The sequence below is a fragment of the Labrenzia sp. THAF191a genome, assembly GCF_009363335.1.
In the GTDB taxonomy this organism is placed as follows: domain Bacteria; phylum Pseudomonadota; class Alphaproteobacteria; order Rhizobiales; family Stappiaceae; genus Roseibium; species Roseibium algicola.
In genome coordinates, this window is record NZ_CP045333.1 from 5,795,053 (window position 1) to 5,810,762 (window position 15,710).

The 15,710-nt window shown below is 58.1% G+C and carries 18 protein-coding genes; 1 reads left to right on the forward strand and 17 read right to left on the reverse strand.

What is annotated here, in order from left to right; all coding sequences use genetic code 11:
- Positions 1-3: 3 nt before the first annotated feature.
- The 8 genes from FIV05_RS26595 to FIV05_RS26630 all read right to left on the reverse strand — a co-directional run bounded on the left by FIV05_RS26595 (position 4) and on the right by FIV05_RS26630 (position 6,475).
- Positions 4-912, reverse strand: a complete 909-nt coding sequence (locus FIV05_RS26595; RefSeq protein WP_152511587.1) for an amino acid--[acyl-carrier-protein] ligase — start codon at positions 910-912, stop codon at positions 4-6.
- A gap of 2 nt (positions 913-914) precedes the next feature.
- Positions 915-2,096 carry an acyl-CoA dehydrogenase family protein gene (locus FIV05_RS26600; RefSeq protein ID WP_152511588.1) on the reverse strand — a complete coding sequence of 394 codons (1,182 nt, stop codon included), beginning with the start codon at positions 2,094-2,096 and terminating at the stop codon, positions 915-917.
- A 3-nt stretch (positions 2,097-2,099) separates the two neighbouring features.
- A complete protein-coding gene (locus tag FIV05_RS26605) occupies positions 2,100-2,348 on the reverse strand; it encodes an acyl carrier protein (RefSeq protein WP_006933785.1) in 249 nt (82 codons plus the stop codon).
- A 211-nt stretch (positions 2,349-2,559) separates the two neighbouring features.
- Positions 2,560-3,090, reverse strand: a complete 531-nt coding sequence (locus FIV05_RS26610; RefSeq protein WP_152511589.1) for a cytochrome b — start codon at positions 3,088-3,090, stop codon at positions 2,560-2,562.
- Positions 3,091-3,177: 87 nt separating this feature from the next.
- Positions 3,178-3,960, reverse strand: coding sequence for a class I SAM-dependent methyltransferase (locus FIV05_RS26615; protein ID WP_152511590.1), 783 nt, complete (start codon positions 3,958-3,960; stop codon positions 3,178-3,180).
- On the reverse strand, positions 3,957-5,009 hold the full coding sequence (locus FIV05_RS26620) for a glycosyltransferase family 4 protein (RefSeq protein WP_152511591.1): 1,053 nt from the start codon (positions 5,007-5,009) through the stop codon (positions 3,957-3,959). The genes FIV05_RS26615 and FIV05_RS26620 overlap by 4 nt, the downstream gene beginning before the upstream one ends.
- A gap of 6 nt (positions 5,010-5,015) precedes the next feature.
- Positions 5,016-5,414, reverse strand: a complete 399-nt coding sequence (locus FIV05_RS26625; protein ID WP_152511592.1) for a 6-carboxytetrahydropterin synthase — start codon at positions 5,412-5,414, stop codon at positions 5,016-5,018.
- A 38-nt stretch (positions 5,415-5,452) separates the two neighbouring features.
- Positions 5,453-6,475 carry a zinc-binding alcohol dehydrogenase gene (locus FIV05_RS26630; protein ID WP_152511593.1) on the reverse strand — a complete coding sequence of 341 codons (1,023 nt, stop codon included), beginning with the start codon at positions 6,473-6,475 and terminating at the stop codon, positions 5,453-5,455.
- A gap of 147 nt (positions 6,476-6,622) precedes the next feature.
- Here FIV05_RS26630 and mdoH point away from each other — a divergent pair, with 147 nt between their 5' ends.
- Entirely contained in the window at positions 6,623-8,395 is a 1,773-nt protein-coding gene (gene mdoH / locus FIV05_RS26635; RefSeq protein ID WP_209009799.1) for a glucans biosynthesis glucosyltransferase MdoH, read from the forward strand.
- 159 nt (positions 8,396-8,554) lie between these two features.
- Here mdoH and ptsN read toward each other — a convergent pair whose 3' ends face one another.
- From ptsN to cueR, 9 genes are all read right to left on the reverse strand, one after another.
- Complete coding sequence (gene ptsN, locus FIV05_RS26640) at positions 8,555-9,022, reverse strand: PTS IIA-like nitrogen regulatory protein PtsN (RefSeq protein WP_023001645.1); 468 nt, start codon at positions 9,020-9,022, stop codon at positions 8,555-8,557.
- Positions 9,023-9,082: 60 nt separating this feature from the next.
- Positions 9,083-9,670 (reverse strand): ribosome-associated translation inhibitor RaiA, encoded by a 588-nt coding sequence (gene raiA / locus FIV05_RS26645; RefSeq protein ID WP_023001646.1) that lies wholly within the window; start codon positions 9,668-9,670, stop codon positions 9,083-9,085.
- Between the two features lie 291 nt (positions 9,671-9,961).
- Entirely contained in the window at positions 9,962-11,515 is a 1,554-nt protein-coding gene (rpoN, locus tag FIV05_RS26650) for an RNA polymerase factor sigma-54 (RefSeq protein ID WP_152511595.1), read from the reverse strand.
- An 89-nt stretch (positions 11,516-11,604) separates the two neighbouring features.
- Positions 11,605-12,360: an LPS export ABC transporter ATP-binding protein gene (gene lptB / locus FIV05_RS26655; protein WP_023001648.1), complete on the reverse strand. Its 756-nt coding sequence runs from the start codon at positions 12,358-12,360 to the stop codon at positions 11,605-11,607.
- Between the two features lie 124 nt (positions 12,361-12,484).
- A complete protein-coding gene (locus tag FIV05_RS26660; protein WP_152511596.1) occupies positions 12,485-13,063 on the reverse strand; it encodes an LptA/OstA family protein in 579 nt (192 codons plus the stop codon).
- Positions 13,064-13,066: 3 nt separating this feature from the next.
- Positions 13,067-13,717: an LPS export ABC transporter periplasmic protein LptC gene (lptC, locus tag FIV05_RS26665; protein WP_209009800.1), complete on the reverse strand. Its 651-nt coding sequence runs from the start codon at positions 13,715-13,717 to the stop codon at positions 13,067-13,069.
- 45 nt (positions 13,718-13,762) lie between these two features.
- Positions 13,763-14,383: a ribonuclease H-like domain-containing protein gene (locus FIV05_RS26670; protein WP_152511597.1), complete on the reverse strand. Its 621-nt coding sequence runs from the start codon at positions 14,381-14,383 to the stop codon at positions 13,763-13,765.
- Between the two features lie 466 nt (positions 14,384-14,849).
- A complete protein-coding gene (locus FIV05_RS26675) occupies positions 14,850-15,275 on the reverse strand; it encodes a cytochrome c (protein ID WP_152511598.1) in 426 nt (141 codons plus the stop codon).
- Positions 15,275-15,700, reverse strand: coding sequence for a Cu(I)-responsive transcriptional regulator (gene cueR / locus FIV05_RS26680; RefSeq protein WP_055658337.1), 426 nt, complete (start codon positions 15,698-15,700; stop codon positions 15,275-15,277). The genes FIV05_RS26675 and cueR overlap by 1 nt, the downstream gene beginning before the upstream one ends.
- Positions 15,701-15,710: the final 10 nt, after the last annotated feature.

The window sequence follows — 15,710 nt, forward strand, 5'->3', positions numbered from 1 at the left end:
CCCTCATCCCCAAAGCGTGGCACGGACGCCTTCAGGCCATTTGGACGTGTCGAAACCATGATGGCGGAAGAGCGCCAGCGCCAGTCGTTCCAGACCGAAGCCGACACAGGCGGTGTGGGCAGGCGTTCCATCAGCCTGACGGATGTTCCAGGCCTTGCCGAAGTTGTCCATGTGGTAATTGAAGCTCATGCAGGCCGTCGGCTTTTCTTCCGACGTGATCGGCACCAGCATTTCGAACTTCAATTCCTGCTCACGCTGGCCGGACGCCATGATCTTGCCGGCTCGGCCGAAGAACGGATCGTTGGCGACATCAACGTGATGCGGGAGCTGCAGCCGCTCCATCATGTCCGAGCCGCGCTGTTTCCAGGTCTCGCGGAAATCCATGGTCTGTTCGGCAGAACCGACACGCACGTATTCGCGCTGACGGAACATCTGCATCCGCGCCGGATCCTTGGAAGGCTCATGGCGGAAGCAATAGGACTGCAGCGCAACGTAGGCTCCCTCTGCCGGCAATGCACCACGGCGCGAGAGGATCGGATAAAGCGGATAGCAGGCAGCAGGTGTCAGCGCCACCTGGGTCGGTTTCTGATCCTTGGACCAGTCGTCGCCAGCCGCCATGCATTGCAACAGCCCCATGTGGTCATGGTCGTTGCCGCAAAAGGCATGCACTGTTCCTGCCAACTGCGGGAAGTTCTTCATGTAACCGCTGGTTTCGAAATCCTGCATGGTCATTCCCGGCGGGAACACCATTGCTTCGGAGATCTCGTCCTGACCGTACGTGAGGGCAAATTTTTCGAAAAGGGCAATAACGTCTTCAAATTCGCCGCTGCGGGCATAGAGGCCGTCGACGCCGCTGTCATGCAGGACGCCTTTGGCAAAGAGCTGATCCAGAAAAGAGATTTGCGCGTCCATCATTACCCCAAAAGACTGGTGTCTTGTTTGTTGACCAGGAGCATCGTGGACGTGTTGCCCAGAATACGGTCGTTGGAAATCATCAGCTGCGCCGAATGGGCGTCACGCAGGTGGCGTCCGAGGCTGAACGGCGTACCGTTCTTGTAGCCTGCGATCCCGCAGATCAGCATGCAGTGGTTGATGATTGTCAGGATCGTCTGTGACGTGCCGATCTTCACGTTGTTCATGGCAACGGAGAAGCTCATGGCATTGAGCGCATCGCTGTCGCCCTTGCAGCCTTCGAACTGTTTCAGGCCGGCAACGACGTTGGCCTTGACCAGCTGCAGCAGGCTTGACGCCTCCGCCAGACGCAGGGCTCCCGGAGGAACCTGGCCGGGAGCCTTGCGCGCAGCGTTCTTCACGAATGCCTGCCCACGGGCAACTGCATCAGCAGCGATGCCATACCAGAGCGCGCCCCAAAGAAGATGGGAAACGGCCAGCATGGATTGGGCGGCAATCTCCGCAAACGGGCGCGGCAGGATCTGCTCGGCCGGAGCTTCCGCCTTGAAAATATAGCCGTCGGAACAGGTTCCACGCATGCCGAGCGTATCCCATTTGCTGGTCTGCTCAAGCGTGTACTGATCCTTCAGGAAAATGGTCGCAACCTGGTCGGAATGAGCCGCGTCGACATGCCGGCGGGAGGTCACCATGATGGCGTCCGCATTGGCGCCGTAGGAAATCACGGTTGCATCCTTGGTCAGGCGCACGGTGTCACCCTCGACCTCGACCGCACAGATCGAATTGCGCAAATTGCCGCCGATACCCGCCTCACTGGTTGCTGAGGCGATCAGAAGCTGCTCATCGCAGATCCGCTTCTGGAAACCTTCGTGCCAGGCACTGCCTACGGCGTAATCCGCCAGGCTGGCAATCTGGATCTGGTGCATGGCATAAGTCATCGCGGTGGCCGCGCAGGCTTGTCCAAGAATTGCGCAAACATCAGCAATCTCGGTCAGCGTTGCACCTTCGCCGCCGAATTCCGGACGGATCATGACACCCATCAGGCGTTCCGCTTTCAGGGCGTTCATGCCTTCAACAGGAAAGCGGCCTTCCACATCAACCTTGTCGGCAAACTCGGAAGCGACCTTGGCGGCCCGCTTGGCGCGATCTGCCAACCCCATGGCAGTGATCTTGGCTGCGGCGGTCATGGATTACGCAGCCTGCTCTTTCAGGATTTCGGTCAGAGCTGCGTCGATCGCATCAATGGAGGAGAAAGACTTGCGGTTCAGCAAATGCTCCGGAAATTCGATATCGAATTCTTCCTCGAGCGCCAGCATCACCTGGACGGATGCAAAAGAAGACAGACCGGCATCGTAGAGGTCAGCACCGTCCGCGACGTCGTCGATAGAAACCGGCAGATTGCCGTGTTTTGCCAGCAGGGTCCGAATGGTCTGTTTCATTTTAGTCCTTACCATTTTCTAACGGTTACACTTGAACCGGTCCTTGGGTTCCGAGACGTCATTTAGGCCAAAAAACGATAAACTGTAATTAAAGGGCATGGTAAAAAATTACAAAACAGGAACTATTAAAATTTGTTAAGTTAACACTTCCTCAATCATAAAAAATCTTTCAAGACACTCAACATTACCGCAGAGTATTCGCTCCAAAAACTTAAATCATTCTACCGAGAACACCGTCCTTGCGCACAAGACCGTGATATAGCGCGGCGGCAATATGCAGCACCACGGCGGCAGTGAAGAGCAGCCCGAGCACAAGATGAATCTGAAAAAGCTGGTCTGCCAACGCGCGGTCCTTGGCGACAATGGCCGGCATGGTGAACAGGCCGAAGACCGAGATTGCCGCGCCATAGGCGGAGGTAGCCACCCAACCGATGAAGGGATTGACCAGCAGAAACCCGTACAGAAAGGCATGGGTAGCCTTGGCGGCAAATTTCTGCCAGAGCGGCATGCTTTCCGGCAAGGGCGCGGGTTTGTGGGTCAGCCGGTAACCGAGACGTGCCAGGGTCAATATCATCAACACGATGCCGACCGAGCGATGGTAATCGAACAGCTGGTTCTGCAAGGGGCCACTGTCGATCCGGATCATGACAAGGCCGGCAGGCACCATTGTCAGCACCAGAATGGCGGTCAGCCAATGGATCAACCGGGCAATCGGGCTATAGCGTTCATCACTTGCGCCCATATCGCACCTCTCCTCTCCTGCCTGCACACAGTTTAGGCAGCCCACCCGGTTTCAACAAGTCCCGGGAGGGAGCCGGAACCCCGTGTCTTACGGCAAGGCAGTGAAATCGACGTGACCGACGCTAAGAGTGAGTTGACCTGAAGTGATGTGTTCCTGCCGCAGCGACCACCATTGCGCCAGTTCCGCCTCGTCCAGCGCGACTTCCCTGCCGACGTTGCACCAACCCCCGAGAAGCTCTTTCAGGAAATCCGCTGACGAACTGTCTGCCTGCCAGTCAGACCGGCCCTGCACCACCTTGTAGCCTCGATCCCGAAACAGTTCGATGGCACGCATGGCAGCGGCTGGACCGAGGGCCGGACCGAACCCCTTGTCAGACAGCTGATGCGTGTTGTGTGCGGCCAACAACGCGGCATCAAAGGAAAGTTGCGGGGTGAACACCGCGCGGCCATCGTAGGTCAAGCTTGCCAGAAACGGCTTTCGCGCCTTCACGACCTGATCGACCAGCCGGACAAGAAACGGCTCTGCGACCAAGTCCAGAAAGGCGGATGTAGTCACCGCGTCAACCTCGGCAAACGGCAGCTCCTCCAGATCGCTCGCAAGGTCGATCTGCCGCGTTGTTACCCTGCCCTGCCAGCGCTGCCCGGCAACTTCCAACAGAGCCGGATCGTAGTCGGTCAAAAGCCATTCGATCGAAGTGCTTCGATGCCGAGCAAGAGCCGAGACAGTCGATCCTGCTCCACTTGCAAGATCCATTATGCGCATCGGCTGACTGCCGAGAGCCGCGAAGAATGCGGTTTCCACTTCCTCATTGCGAGCCGCCAGATCGACCGGTTCGCGCAAGGCAAGCCACTCTGGTGAAAAACCACTCATCGGCCAGTATCCTGCAACAGGTCTGCAAACTTCCGTGCCGCGTCCGTCCAGTCCGGCAAGAGTTCAGCGGCCTTTCTGGCTTCAGCGCTCAATCCCGCACGTTTCTCGCGGTCGGAGATGAGTGTTTCGAGCGCGTCTCGCAAGGCATCGACATCCTCGACGCCGCAGTAGATGGCAGCTTTCTCAGGAAGTGTTTCCTTCACCGCGCCGCCACCGCTACCGATTACCGGCAAACCATGGGCAAGCGCTTCGGTATAAGCCATGCCGTAGCCCTCATACCGGCTTGCGAGCACGAATATCTCTGCCGAGCGATAAAAGTCGCCAAGGTCTTGCGCCGGAACCGCGCCGTGAAAGGTAATCCTGTCGAGTAGTTCCAGCTCACGCGCCTGGCCTAACAGCGCCTGGTAACATTCGGGATCCGCCTCAAGCCCGCCGACGATATCCAGATGCCAGCGCAACTCCTTGAGGCTTGCAAGGGCCGTCAGCAAGAGATCGTAGCCCTTGCGTGGCAGCAAGGTGCCGACCGACAACAGCCTCGTGACGTCGTTCTGTGGGCGTTTATACGGCTCAGGCTTTTCCGTGCCGGGCAGAACGGCGGTGATGCGGTCCGGAGATATGCCGAAAAGCTCCTCAACCTGGGTGCCTGTTGCGGGGCTGGTCACGATGATACGACGGGCAAAAGCCAGCACATTGTTTTCGCTCTGGAAAAGTGCGTCGGCCTGTTCCTTCGACAAACCGTTTTCGACGCAGAGCGGGTGGTGCACAAGCGCAACCAGAGTGATCCGGTCCTGCAGTCTTTCCATGGCTTCCGCCATTACGCCAAGTGCGAGACCGTCGACGACAACAAGCGATCCGTCCGGCACCGAAGACAGCCGGGCTTCGGCTTGCCGAAGCGTTTCTTCGGTGGGAAACGGAAAGCCGTCCCCAAGCGAAACCAGATCAACCTCCCAGCCAAGCGTGCGCAGACCGGCGACGATCCTGCGATCGTAGCCGTAGCCACCGGTCGGTGTGTTGAAATCTCCGGGATAGGCAAAGACAACTGCGGACATGAGCGGTCAGATCCCGGCTTCGTACCAGGCACGCGCGACGTGGGATTCGGAGATCGTCACGCGGATCGCCTTCAGTTCAGATCCCGGACGTCCGAGCTTGTCCTCTCTGGCAGCCTTGGCCAGATGATCATGGATGTGCTTTGTCAGAAACTCGGTCGTGGTGTTGATGCCTGCAAATTCCGGCACATCGTCGAGGTTCTTGTAATTCAGAGGCTGCAGGACTTCCTTCAACGCGTCATGCGCCCGGCCGATGTCGATCACCACGCCATTGGCGTCAAGGCTGTCGGCCAGAAACGCCGCATCGATGACAAACGTGGCGCCGTGCAACGCCTGGGCCGGACCGAACAGTTCTCCCTTGAAGGAGTGGGCAATCATGACGTGATCGCGTACTTCAACTGCAAACATCTTATCATCCTGAAATCATGAGGAAAATTGAGAGCTATTCAACTGACGCCTTGGTTGGTTCCGTCATATACGACGAGGGCGGCAAGCACATCTGACGCCTTGTTCAACAAATCGGGAAGACGATCCGGCAGATCGGCAAACGCCACCTTGTGGGTGATGAGACGGTCGAGGGCAGGATCGGCCAGGAGGCCAAGAGCTGTTTCCAGCCTGCGGCGGTAGGTCCAGCGGGCCTGCCGATCGATCGGGATCGTACCAACCTGACTGGAAACAAGCTTCAGGCGGCGGCAGTGAAAGTCTGCTCCGAGCGGAGCCGTGACCGCATGCGCGCCGTACCAGCTCAGCTCGACAATGGACGTGCCGTCGCCGGCACAGGCAAGCGCCGTCGCCAGTCCCGCCGACGTGGCGCTTGTGTGAAACACCAGATCCTGATTATCCGGCGCATCTTCCGGCAGTGCAAACTCCAGACCCAGCCCGATGGCAACTTCCGCCCGGTCAGGGTTTGTATCCACGACAGTTACTTTTGATCCGGGTAACCGTCCGGCAACGTATGCGGTCAAGAGACCGACGACACCACCGCCGACCACGCAGATGTGATCCCCCGGTGATGGTTTTCCGTCCCATAACGCATTAAGTGCCGTTTCCATGTTGGCCGCCAGGACGGCTCTTTCGGCGGAAACGCCCTGGGGAACCGGCACGCACGACATGGAGGGGAGCGTAAAGACGCTTTGATGAGGGAAGAGAGAAAACACAAGACAGCCGTTGAGATCCGGGTCGCCTGCAATGACCCTGCCGACGTTTGCGTATCCGTATTTAACCGGAAACGGGAAATCCCCCTCCTGATGCGGCGCCCGCATGCGCTGCCATTCACTCGACGGAACGTCGCCGCGAAAGACAAGGCCTTCCGTTCCCCGGCTTATCCCGCTAAAGAGCGTTTCGACCAGCACTTCGCCGGTTTGCATCTCATTCAAGGAAACAGTCTCCAGTCCGCATCGACCGGGCTCGGTGTACCACAGCGCCTGCGGTTTACCTGTGTCGCGCGTCACCGGTACGTCTGCGGTCATCCTTTATCCTCTGCGGTCATCAACCCTTGCCTTTGTCAACGTTAGGACATTTTGACATGCGCACTATTGCGATGATCGCTCCGATTGGAAGTCAAAAAAATGTTTCGGGTCTTTGACATGCCAAAATTCAATGGATCAATTGCTCCTATGACCGCACGGCGTTTGACGTTCGCGGCCCTTATCGGGCTCAGTTTTGCCGGCCTTGCCACCTTGATGACGCTGACGCTTTCTCCTGGTGGATATTCGGCGCTCGACCTCTTCATTCTTGTCTGCTTCATGATCACCCTGCCCTGGACCATCATAGGTTTCTGGAATGCGGTGATCGGCCTCCTCATCATGCGGCTTTCCAAAGACCCTGCTGATGCCGTCTGCCCGATCGAGCACGGCGACCCCACACAGCCGCTGCGAAGCTCGACAGCACTGCTGTCCTGTGTCCGCAACGAAGATACAGAAAGCCTGGAAACCAATCTGAACGCCATCGTGTCTCATTTGATACGTGCAGGCGAAGCAGACCGGTTCACCCTTTATGTGCTCAGCGACACCAACATGGACGACGTTGCCCTTCTGGAGCAGCAGATGACGTCGCGGCTGAAGGATCGCTTCGAAGGCCAGATGGAGGTGGTCTATCGGCGGCGCACGGACAATCGCGGTTTCAAGGCCGGCAACATCGAAGACTTCTGCGAACGCTGGGGGGAGCGGCACGAGTTTGCACTGGTGCTGGATGCCGACAGCTACATGTCGGCCGACGCCATTGTCGGACTGGTGCGGCGCATGGAAGCCAATCCCCGGCTCGGCATTCTGCAAAGTCTTGTGGTTGGCCTTCCAACAGACAGCGCCTTTGCCCGCGTCTTCCAGTTCGGCATGCGTCTTGGCATGCGTTCCTACACCATCGGCAGTGCCTGGTGGCAGGGTGACTGCGGCCCCTACTGGGGACACAACGCCATCTTGCGGATCAAACCGTTCAAGGAAAGCTGCCGTCTGCCGGAACTGCCCGGGAAGGGCCCGCTCTCGGGAACCATTCTTTCCCATGATCAGGTGGAAGCCGTCCTGATGCGCCGCGCCGGCTACGAAGTGCGCGTACTGCCGCTTGAAACGGGCAGCTATGAAGCCAATCCGCCTCATCTGCTGGAGTTTATCCGCCGTGACCTGCGCTGGTGCCAGGGCAACCTGCAATACCGCCGGCTGATCGGGCTTCCCGGCCTCAAACCCGTTAGCCGGATGCAGCTGGTGCTGGCTATCCTGATGTTCCTCGGCTCTCCTGCGTGGCTGGGCTTCATGACATCGGCGGCCATCCTCGGCATGGTCACCGACTACATGCCATATCGCCCTGACACTGGCGCCCTGCTCTTCTTCACCGTCCTGACGATGGTGTTCGCGCCGAAACTGGCAACCGTCGCCGACGTGCTCGCCCGTCCGGACCTTCGCAAGGCCTTCGGCGGGCCGATACGTGTCGTCGTGAGCGTTCTTGCGGAAATCCTCTATTCGGCAATGCTGGCGCCGATCATGGCCGTGGCGCACTCACTGTTCATGGGCGGGCTCCTGTTCGGCAAAACCATCGGCTGGGGCGCGCAGGCACGTGGTGTCCAACGACTGCCGGTCTTGCTGGCGGCCCGCAAGCTCTGGCCGCAGACACTCTTCGGACTTGCAGGTCTTGCCTGGCTTTCCACCCAGCCTATCGATCTGGTCTGGCCGGTCATTCCCGTGGCCATCGGGCCGCTTCTGGCAGCTGTCATCGCAGTGACAACCTCGACCAGAACACTTGGGCAGATCGCGATCCGTTCAACCCTGTGGCGTATTCCAGAAGAGACCAATCCACCTGCAGAGCTCGCAGACCTTCACCTGCCGGCGCTTACCAAAGGTGCAGTCACCGTCCAGCAGCAAGGGCTCGTTCAGGGCGATGCCAATCCGGCGAAGGCCTGACACGGTTCAGGCTCGCGCAAATGGACCTGCCAAGCCCATTGAGGGCCGGGTGACACCAGGTGAACCGTCCAAAGCCTCCTTGCTGGCGTAAAGCGCTGCATACGAACCAAAAGACCGGCCTCGCAGCCGGTCTTTTTGCATCTGAGACTTTGAAACGAATTAAGCCGCGTTGGAAGATGCCAACGGCTGGGTCAGAAGATCGTAGATCTCTTGCGCATCATGGGACGCGCGAATGCCCTGGGTGACGGCGCCGTCGCGGAGCTGGCGTGCGATCCGAGCCAGAGCCTTCAAATGGTCGGCACCCGCGCCTTCCGGCGCCAGAAGCAGAAACACCAGGTCAACCGGCTCATCATCGAGAGCATCGAAATCGACTGGTTTTTCGAGCTTCGCGAACAGTCCTACCAGACGGTCGAGCCGTGTCAGCTTGCCATGAGGGATCGCAATGCCGTGACCGACACCTGTAGAGCCCAAACGTTCGCGCTGAAGAAGCGTGTCGAAGATTTCCCGTTCGGAAAGACCGGTCAGTTCAGACGCCTTACCGGCGAGTTCCTGAATTGCCTGTTTTTTGCTTTTGGCCTTGAGCCCGGCAATTACCGCGTCTTTACCCAGAAGATCACCAAGATCCATTAGTCCGCCTACAAGTTTCAGAAGCCGGCTTCCCTGAGGAAGCCGACCCCATCCGCATCCTTATTCGGCAGCCTGATTGGCTACCAATGCTGGATCTATCCAGCCAATATTGCCGTCTGGCCTGCGATAGACAACATTGACACCGCCATTTGCCGCGTTTTTGAACAACACGACCGGCGCTTCGGTCAGATCCAGCTCCATTACCGCCATACCGACGGTCATCGTTTTAACTTTCGCGGAAGTTTCGGCAATCACCAGCGGATTGAAATCCACCGGCACTTCCTCGTCTTCCTCGGGCGAAGCCAGCACATAAGATGCTGCTTCCAGAGCCTCCCGGTCGTGGCCGTTGGGGCCATGATGGTCCTTCAGCTTGCGCTTGTAGCGGCGAAGCCGCTTTTCGATCTTTTCCGCAGCCATATCGAAACTGGCGCGCGGGTCCTGATCCTGCGCGGACACTTGAAGTACAATACCGGTGTCCAAATGCAGGCTGCATTCAGACTTGAAGCCTGTGCCCTCCCTGCTGAGCGTAACGTGGCCTGTGAAGCCGCCTGTGAAATATTTTTCCAGAGCGTCTTCGATTCGGTCTGTGACGTGGACGCGCAGTGCATCGCCTACATCGACATTCTTACCCGAAATCCGCAAAGCCATGGGGACCTCTTCTTTTTCTATTGACCGATAGGTCACCGGCGTTGCCGCCGGTGTTGAAACGCGAGACGTTTCAAGCTTACAGAATGGACCAGTCAGCGCCGAAGCGCCATCCCCTGTTTACGTCACGAGGGCGGTGCTATAATTGCGCTCGCTCAAAGAGTCAATTGATTATGAATTAAAGAAACAAAGTTGAAAAAGAGCCGTGTAATTGCCTTGTATTGTTTCAGTGGAAATCTCTGAAACATTTTAAATATTGCACCATTGAGCCCTAACGGCAGATCACATCAGGACTTAAAGTCGCACGTTTTTTTCACGCCGGCGCTGAACGGACGAACCGATCTTCATGGCTTCGCGGTATTTGGCGACCGTCCTGCGGGCAATATCGACACCGTCGTCCTTCAGAATTTTGACGATCGTATCGTCCGAAAGGATCGACTTCGGATCCTCGGCATCGATCATCTGCTTGATCCGGTGCCGGACGGACTCCGCCGAATGGGCATCTCCGCCCACCGTTGCAGAAATGGCGGAAGAGAAGAAGTACTTGAGCTCGTAGATGCCGCGCGGGGTCGCCATGAACTTGTTCGAGGTCACCCTGCTGACCGTCGATTCGTGCATGCCGATCGCTTCCGCGACGGTCTTCAGGTTGAGCGGACGCAAATGGGCGATGCCGTAGGTGAGGAACCCGTCCTGCTGCCGGACAATCTCCGTCGATACTTTGAGGATCGTACGGGCGCGCTGATCAAGGCTCTTGGCCAGCCAGTTTGCCGTCTGCAACGAGTCGGTGAGATATTCCTTCTCCGTCTCGTTTCGGGCCGTCTTAATGACCTTGGCATAATAGGTCTGATTGACGAGCACTTTCGGCAGAGTGTCCGAATTCAGCTCGATCGCCCAGGTGCCGTCGTTGGCCGGGCGCACGAAGACATCCGGCACCACCGGCTGCACCAGCGCCGATCCGAAGAGACTGCCGGGCTTGGGATCGAGTGCGCGGATTTCCGCGATCATCTCGACCAGATCCTCATCATCGACACCGCAAACCTTGCGAAGCCCCGGCAGATCGCGTCTGGCCAGTAGTTCAATATTGTCGATCAGCGCTTCCATCGCCGGATCGTAGCGGTTCTTGTCGATGAGCTGCAGCTTCAGGCATTCGGCCAGGTTACGCGCAAACACGCCTGCGGGCTCAAAGGTTTGCAAGATGGCCAGAACGCTTTCCAGCCGTTCGGTTTCGACCCCGAGCTGCTCCGCCGTCTCATCGAAATCCAGATAGAGGTAGCCGTTTTCATCAAGCGAGTTGATCAGGTGGGTTGCAATCAGCTTGTCGGCTTCATCGCCGATCGCCAGATGCATCTGTTCTTCAAGAGACGTGACCAGGGAGGCTTCGTCGGCAACGAAGGCCTCCAGGTTGTAATCTTCCGAAGCACCGCTGCTGCCGGCGTTCTTGTAACTGTCACCGGCCTTCAGAAGAGCCGGGTCCGGCGATGCAGGCACGCCGGGCTCGTCGGGAAAGACGTTGCCCAGATCGGTATCCATGCGTGAGGCAATGGCCTCCGACCCGGTTTCCAGATCGTTCTGCATCCAGTCGCCGGTATCGGGCTCGTCGCCCTGGCGGGTCTGATTGTCCGCGCCATCGCCGAACGCGTCTGCAGCGGCTTCCCTGCCGCCATCCCCCTCGCCTCCGCCTTCGGCGATTTCGTTCTTTTCCAGAAGCGGATTTCGTTCCAACTCGGCTTCGACATAGGCAACGAGATCGAGATTGGACATTTGCAACAGCTTGATCGCCTGCATCAGTTGCGGCGTCATGATCAGCGACTGACTTTGTCGCATCTCCAGCTTGGTTGAAATGGCCATTGAGTTCCCAGGCAAGCGTTATTTCAAGTTGGTCTGCTTTTTGCTTCTTGATTGCAGACCGAGTGTATAACGTAGCTGGCGGCGTGTCATCAAAGCGTAAACTGTTCACCCAGATAAAGCCGGCGCACATCCGGATTGGTGACAATTTCCTGGGGGAGCCCTTCCGTCAGAACCTCGCCCGAAGCGATGATGTAGGCGCGGTCGATGAGGCCGAGCGTCTCGCGAACATTGTGGTCGGTTATCAGAACGCCAATGCCACGCTGGGTCAGGTGACGCACGAGCTGCTGAATATCCCCTACCGCGATAGGGTCGATACCCGCAAAAGGTTCGTCGAGCAGCATGAAGGACGGGCGGCTTGCAAGTGCGCGGGCAATTTCCACGCGGCGGCGTTCACCACCGGAAAGGGCTATACTCGGCGATTTCCGCAAGTGGGTGAGGCCGAATTCAGCCAGCAACTCGTCGAGCTCCTCCCGGCGTTTCTGCCGGTTCGGCTCGATCACTTCCAGAACGGCGCGGATATTCTCTTCCACCGTCAGGCCACGGAAGATGGACGCTTCCTGGGGCAGATAGCCGATGCCGAGCCGGGCGCGCCGGTACATGGGCATACGGGTGATGTCGAAGCCTTCCAGCGAGATCTTGCCCTGATCCGGCCGGATCAGCCCGGTGATCATGTAGAAGGTCGTGGTCTTGCCGGCGCCGTTCGGCCCCAAAAGGCCGACGGCTTCGCCAGGCTTCACGGACAGACTCACATATTTCACCACCTGACGGCGGCCATAGGTCTTGCCGATGCCATCGACGACCAGCGCCTGCGACAGTTCTTCGCCATCGTGGCCCGTTTCCGGCATGCTTCCCTGCAATCCGTTATACTCCGAAGACGTTCTCTTCACTGGCGCGCCGTCCATCCGATCATTGCCGCGGCTTCACATAAGGTCTGTGGCCGACACTGTCGAGTCGAACCAGCCGTCAATATCAGTTGCCGTTTTGGTCGTTGTTCACACTGTTGGGCTGAATGCGCACCTTGACGCGGCCACTGCCCTGGCCGGATACCTTGCCATTGCCGGCGCTCAGATTGGCCTGGCCGGTCTTCAGATTCACGGTCAGCCTGTTCCCGACGACAACATTCGGTCCCTGGCTGAGCACGACTTCCTTGCCGGTCATCACCATGACTTCCTTGTTCATGTCGAAACTGGCTTCGTCGCCCTTCGCAGTCTGGTCCTTGGAGGTGATGAACACGCCTCCCGCCGCTTCCAGCTTCGAAATCCGCTGCTGGACGGCGCTTTCTTCTGTCTTCTCAGCACCTGAGCCGACGTAGAACACCTTGAGCCGCTGCGTCTTGAGGCTGGTTTCGCCCTGCGTGACCAGCACGTCACCGACGAAGGTTGCGGTGTTGTTGTTGTCTTCGACCCTCAGTTCACTCGCCTCGATCTCGATTGGCTCACCATCGTTCGACCCGAAGCCGGCGAAGGCATCGGAGAAGGTCTGGGCATGGGCCGAACCGGCAAGAAGGGCTGCGGCGGCGGCAATCGTCATGCGTTTCAGAAAAGTCATCTCTTACTGTCCTTGCGAAGCAGGATTGAGGGTCATCTTGATACCGTCGGAAAACCTGACGATTCCCTTGGCTTTATCATAGTCGAGTTTGCCCGCCACGACACGGCCCTGATCGGAACGAATGGACACGACCTGCGAGGTCTTCAGAGCCCCGTTGCTAAGGTCGATTTCCACTTCGGACAGGTCGACCGTGTAGCCTTCACTCCATTCAAGCTGAATGCCTTCGTAGAGCCGCAAGCTCTCCGTCGCGTTGTTGTAGGTACCTTTCAGCGCCACAATCTGCGCGCTCTGGTCCTTGCTGAGCGTGATGTCGGCCCGAATGGTCTCAAGATCGATGACGCGCGGGTCGCTGAGGCGCTGGATCGCCCTGTAGGCGGTTACCCGGTAGGAGCGGTCACCATCATGACCCGACAGTTCGGGATGATCCATCACCAGCCCCTCGCTGGTCAGCATCATGTTGGTGGCACCAAGCCCGCTGAGCACGTTGAACAAGACCACAAGCCCGACCATGACTGCCAGAATCAACAGCCCGACGCCAGGAAACAGCCAGCGCAAGATGTGCACCATCAGGCTGTGCCGGCGCGCGGCCCGTTGGGCGCGGCTCAATGGCCGCCTGGCCGCATGTCCATGCATATGATCGCCAACAGCGCTCAATCCATTCTCCGAAATCGTGTGCCCGATCTCCTGGCACCTAAGCCATTACGAGTGGGCGAAAATATCGTTTTCTTCCCAGCCCTTCAGATCGAGTTCCGCCCGCGTCGGCAGGAAATCGAAACAGGCCTGGGCAATATGACTACGTTCTTCACGCTCGAGCATCATTTCCAGCCGTTCCTTCAAGGCGTGCAGATGAAGCACGTCCGAAGCCGCGTAAGCCAGCTGGGCGTCGCTCAAGGTTTCTGCAGCCCAATCCGAGCTCTGCTGCTGCTTGGACAACTCGACCCCGAGAAGCTCGCGCGTGATATCCTTCAGTCCGTGGCGATCCGTATAGGTCCTAACCAGTTTGGAGGCGATTTTCGTACACCAGATCGGTGAGACCTGGATGTTCAGATAGTGCTGAAGCACCGCAACATCAAACCGGGCGAAGTGGAAAATTTTCGGTTTGGCCGTATCGGTCATCAGCGCTGCGAGGTTCGGCGCCTCGCTCTGGCCGCGTGCGATCTGGACCACATCGGCGCTGCCATCGCCCGGTGAAAGCTGAACAACACAAAGCCGGTCACGATGCGGGTTGAGGCCCAGGGTCTCGGAATCGACCGCCACCGCACTTGCCGTTTCATAGGCTTTCAGATCGGGCAAATCACCCTTGTGATAGCGGATGGTCATGACGTTTCGTCTCCTCTGGCCTGTCCCGAGCACAATTTCTGTCGGTGCTCCTGCCATGCTGATCCAGCAGGACACCTGTTTCTTATCTTCAATGACCGCACCTGCATTTATGCCAAGACACATGAACACAGGTTGAACGACCGCAAATGCTATTGCCTGCCGGCTGCCCGTAACTGGCAAACGACAGGCCGCTAGTTCGAATAAGTTTTCCGTCAGGTAAAACATGCAGCGGGATGAGGCAAGCCGGTTGACCGCAGAACCATGCCGATACGTGAAGAGAATGCTGTTTCTTGATACGAATTGCCTTGTGGCAGCTCATTGCAATCCCAGTCCTAAGTCGCAATCAATGCACCTGACACTCGGCCACCGGCCATCCCACTTCCAAGACCGGTTCCGAAAGATGGCGCGACAGCCGAGATCAAAAAACAATCCCTCAAGTTCAAAGCTCGCGTCCCGCCCCTCGAGTTCAGTTGATCCCGTTTGCCCGTTGAAGCGCGCGCACATAGGCAACGATCTTTTGCACATCCTCCTGGCTGACGCCATCCACGGGCGGCATATCGCCAAATGGCCAGTGGTGCGCGCGCACGCCACGGGAGACTGCGAGCAGAAAGGCCCCGTCGGCGTGATGGCCAGGCTCGTAAATCTTGTGTACCAGCGGAGGCGCGATGCCATCGCGCCCGGCAGCGTTGTCGCCATGACAACTCGCGCAGTTTTCGCGAAAAAGCGTTTCGCCAGCCAGGGCGTCTCCTTCCAGGGCCGGGACTTGCACCGACACCAGCGCGGCTCCACTGGCGGCAGGCGGTTGTTCCTTTCCGGACACGAGTCCCCAGAACAGAGTGCCCAGCACAATAACGGACAAGATCGCTGAAACTGTCAGAAAGATCCTCTTCATCAAGCCTGCCTGCTATCTTCGTCCAGCTGATCGTGGTCATGCTGGCCGGACAGATCGTCGATGATCGGGCAATTAGGCCGATCGTCACCATGGCAGGCAGTCACCAGCTCTGACAGAACCTTCTTGAGTGAGCGCAGTTCCTCGATCTTGCGATCCACTTCCTTGATCTTCGCCCGGGTGATCGCCTTGACGTCGGCACTTGCCCGGTTGCGGTCCTCGTAGAGAGACAGAAGTTCACGGCACTCGTCGATGGAAAACCCAAGGCTGCGCGACCTTTGAAGGAACTTCAGCCGCTGGAGATCCGCGTCGATAAAATCGCGATAACCGTTCTCGCTGCGCAAAGGACGGACGAGGCCGATATCCTCGTAGTAGCGGATCGTCTTGACCGGCAGTCCGCTCTGTTCGGAGGCTTCACCGATATTCATTTTTCTTTTC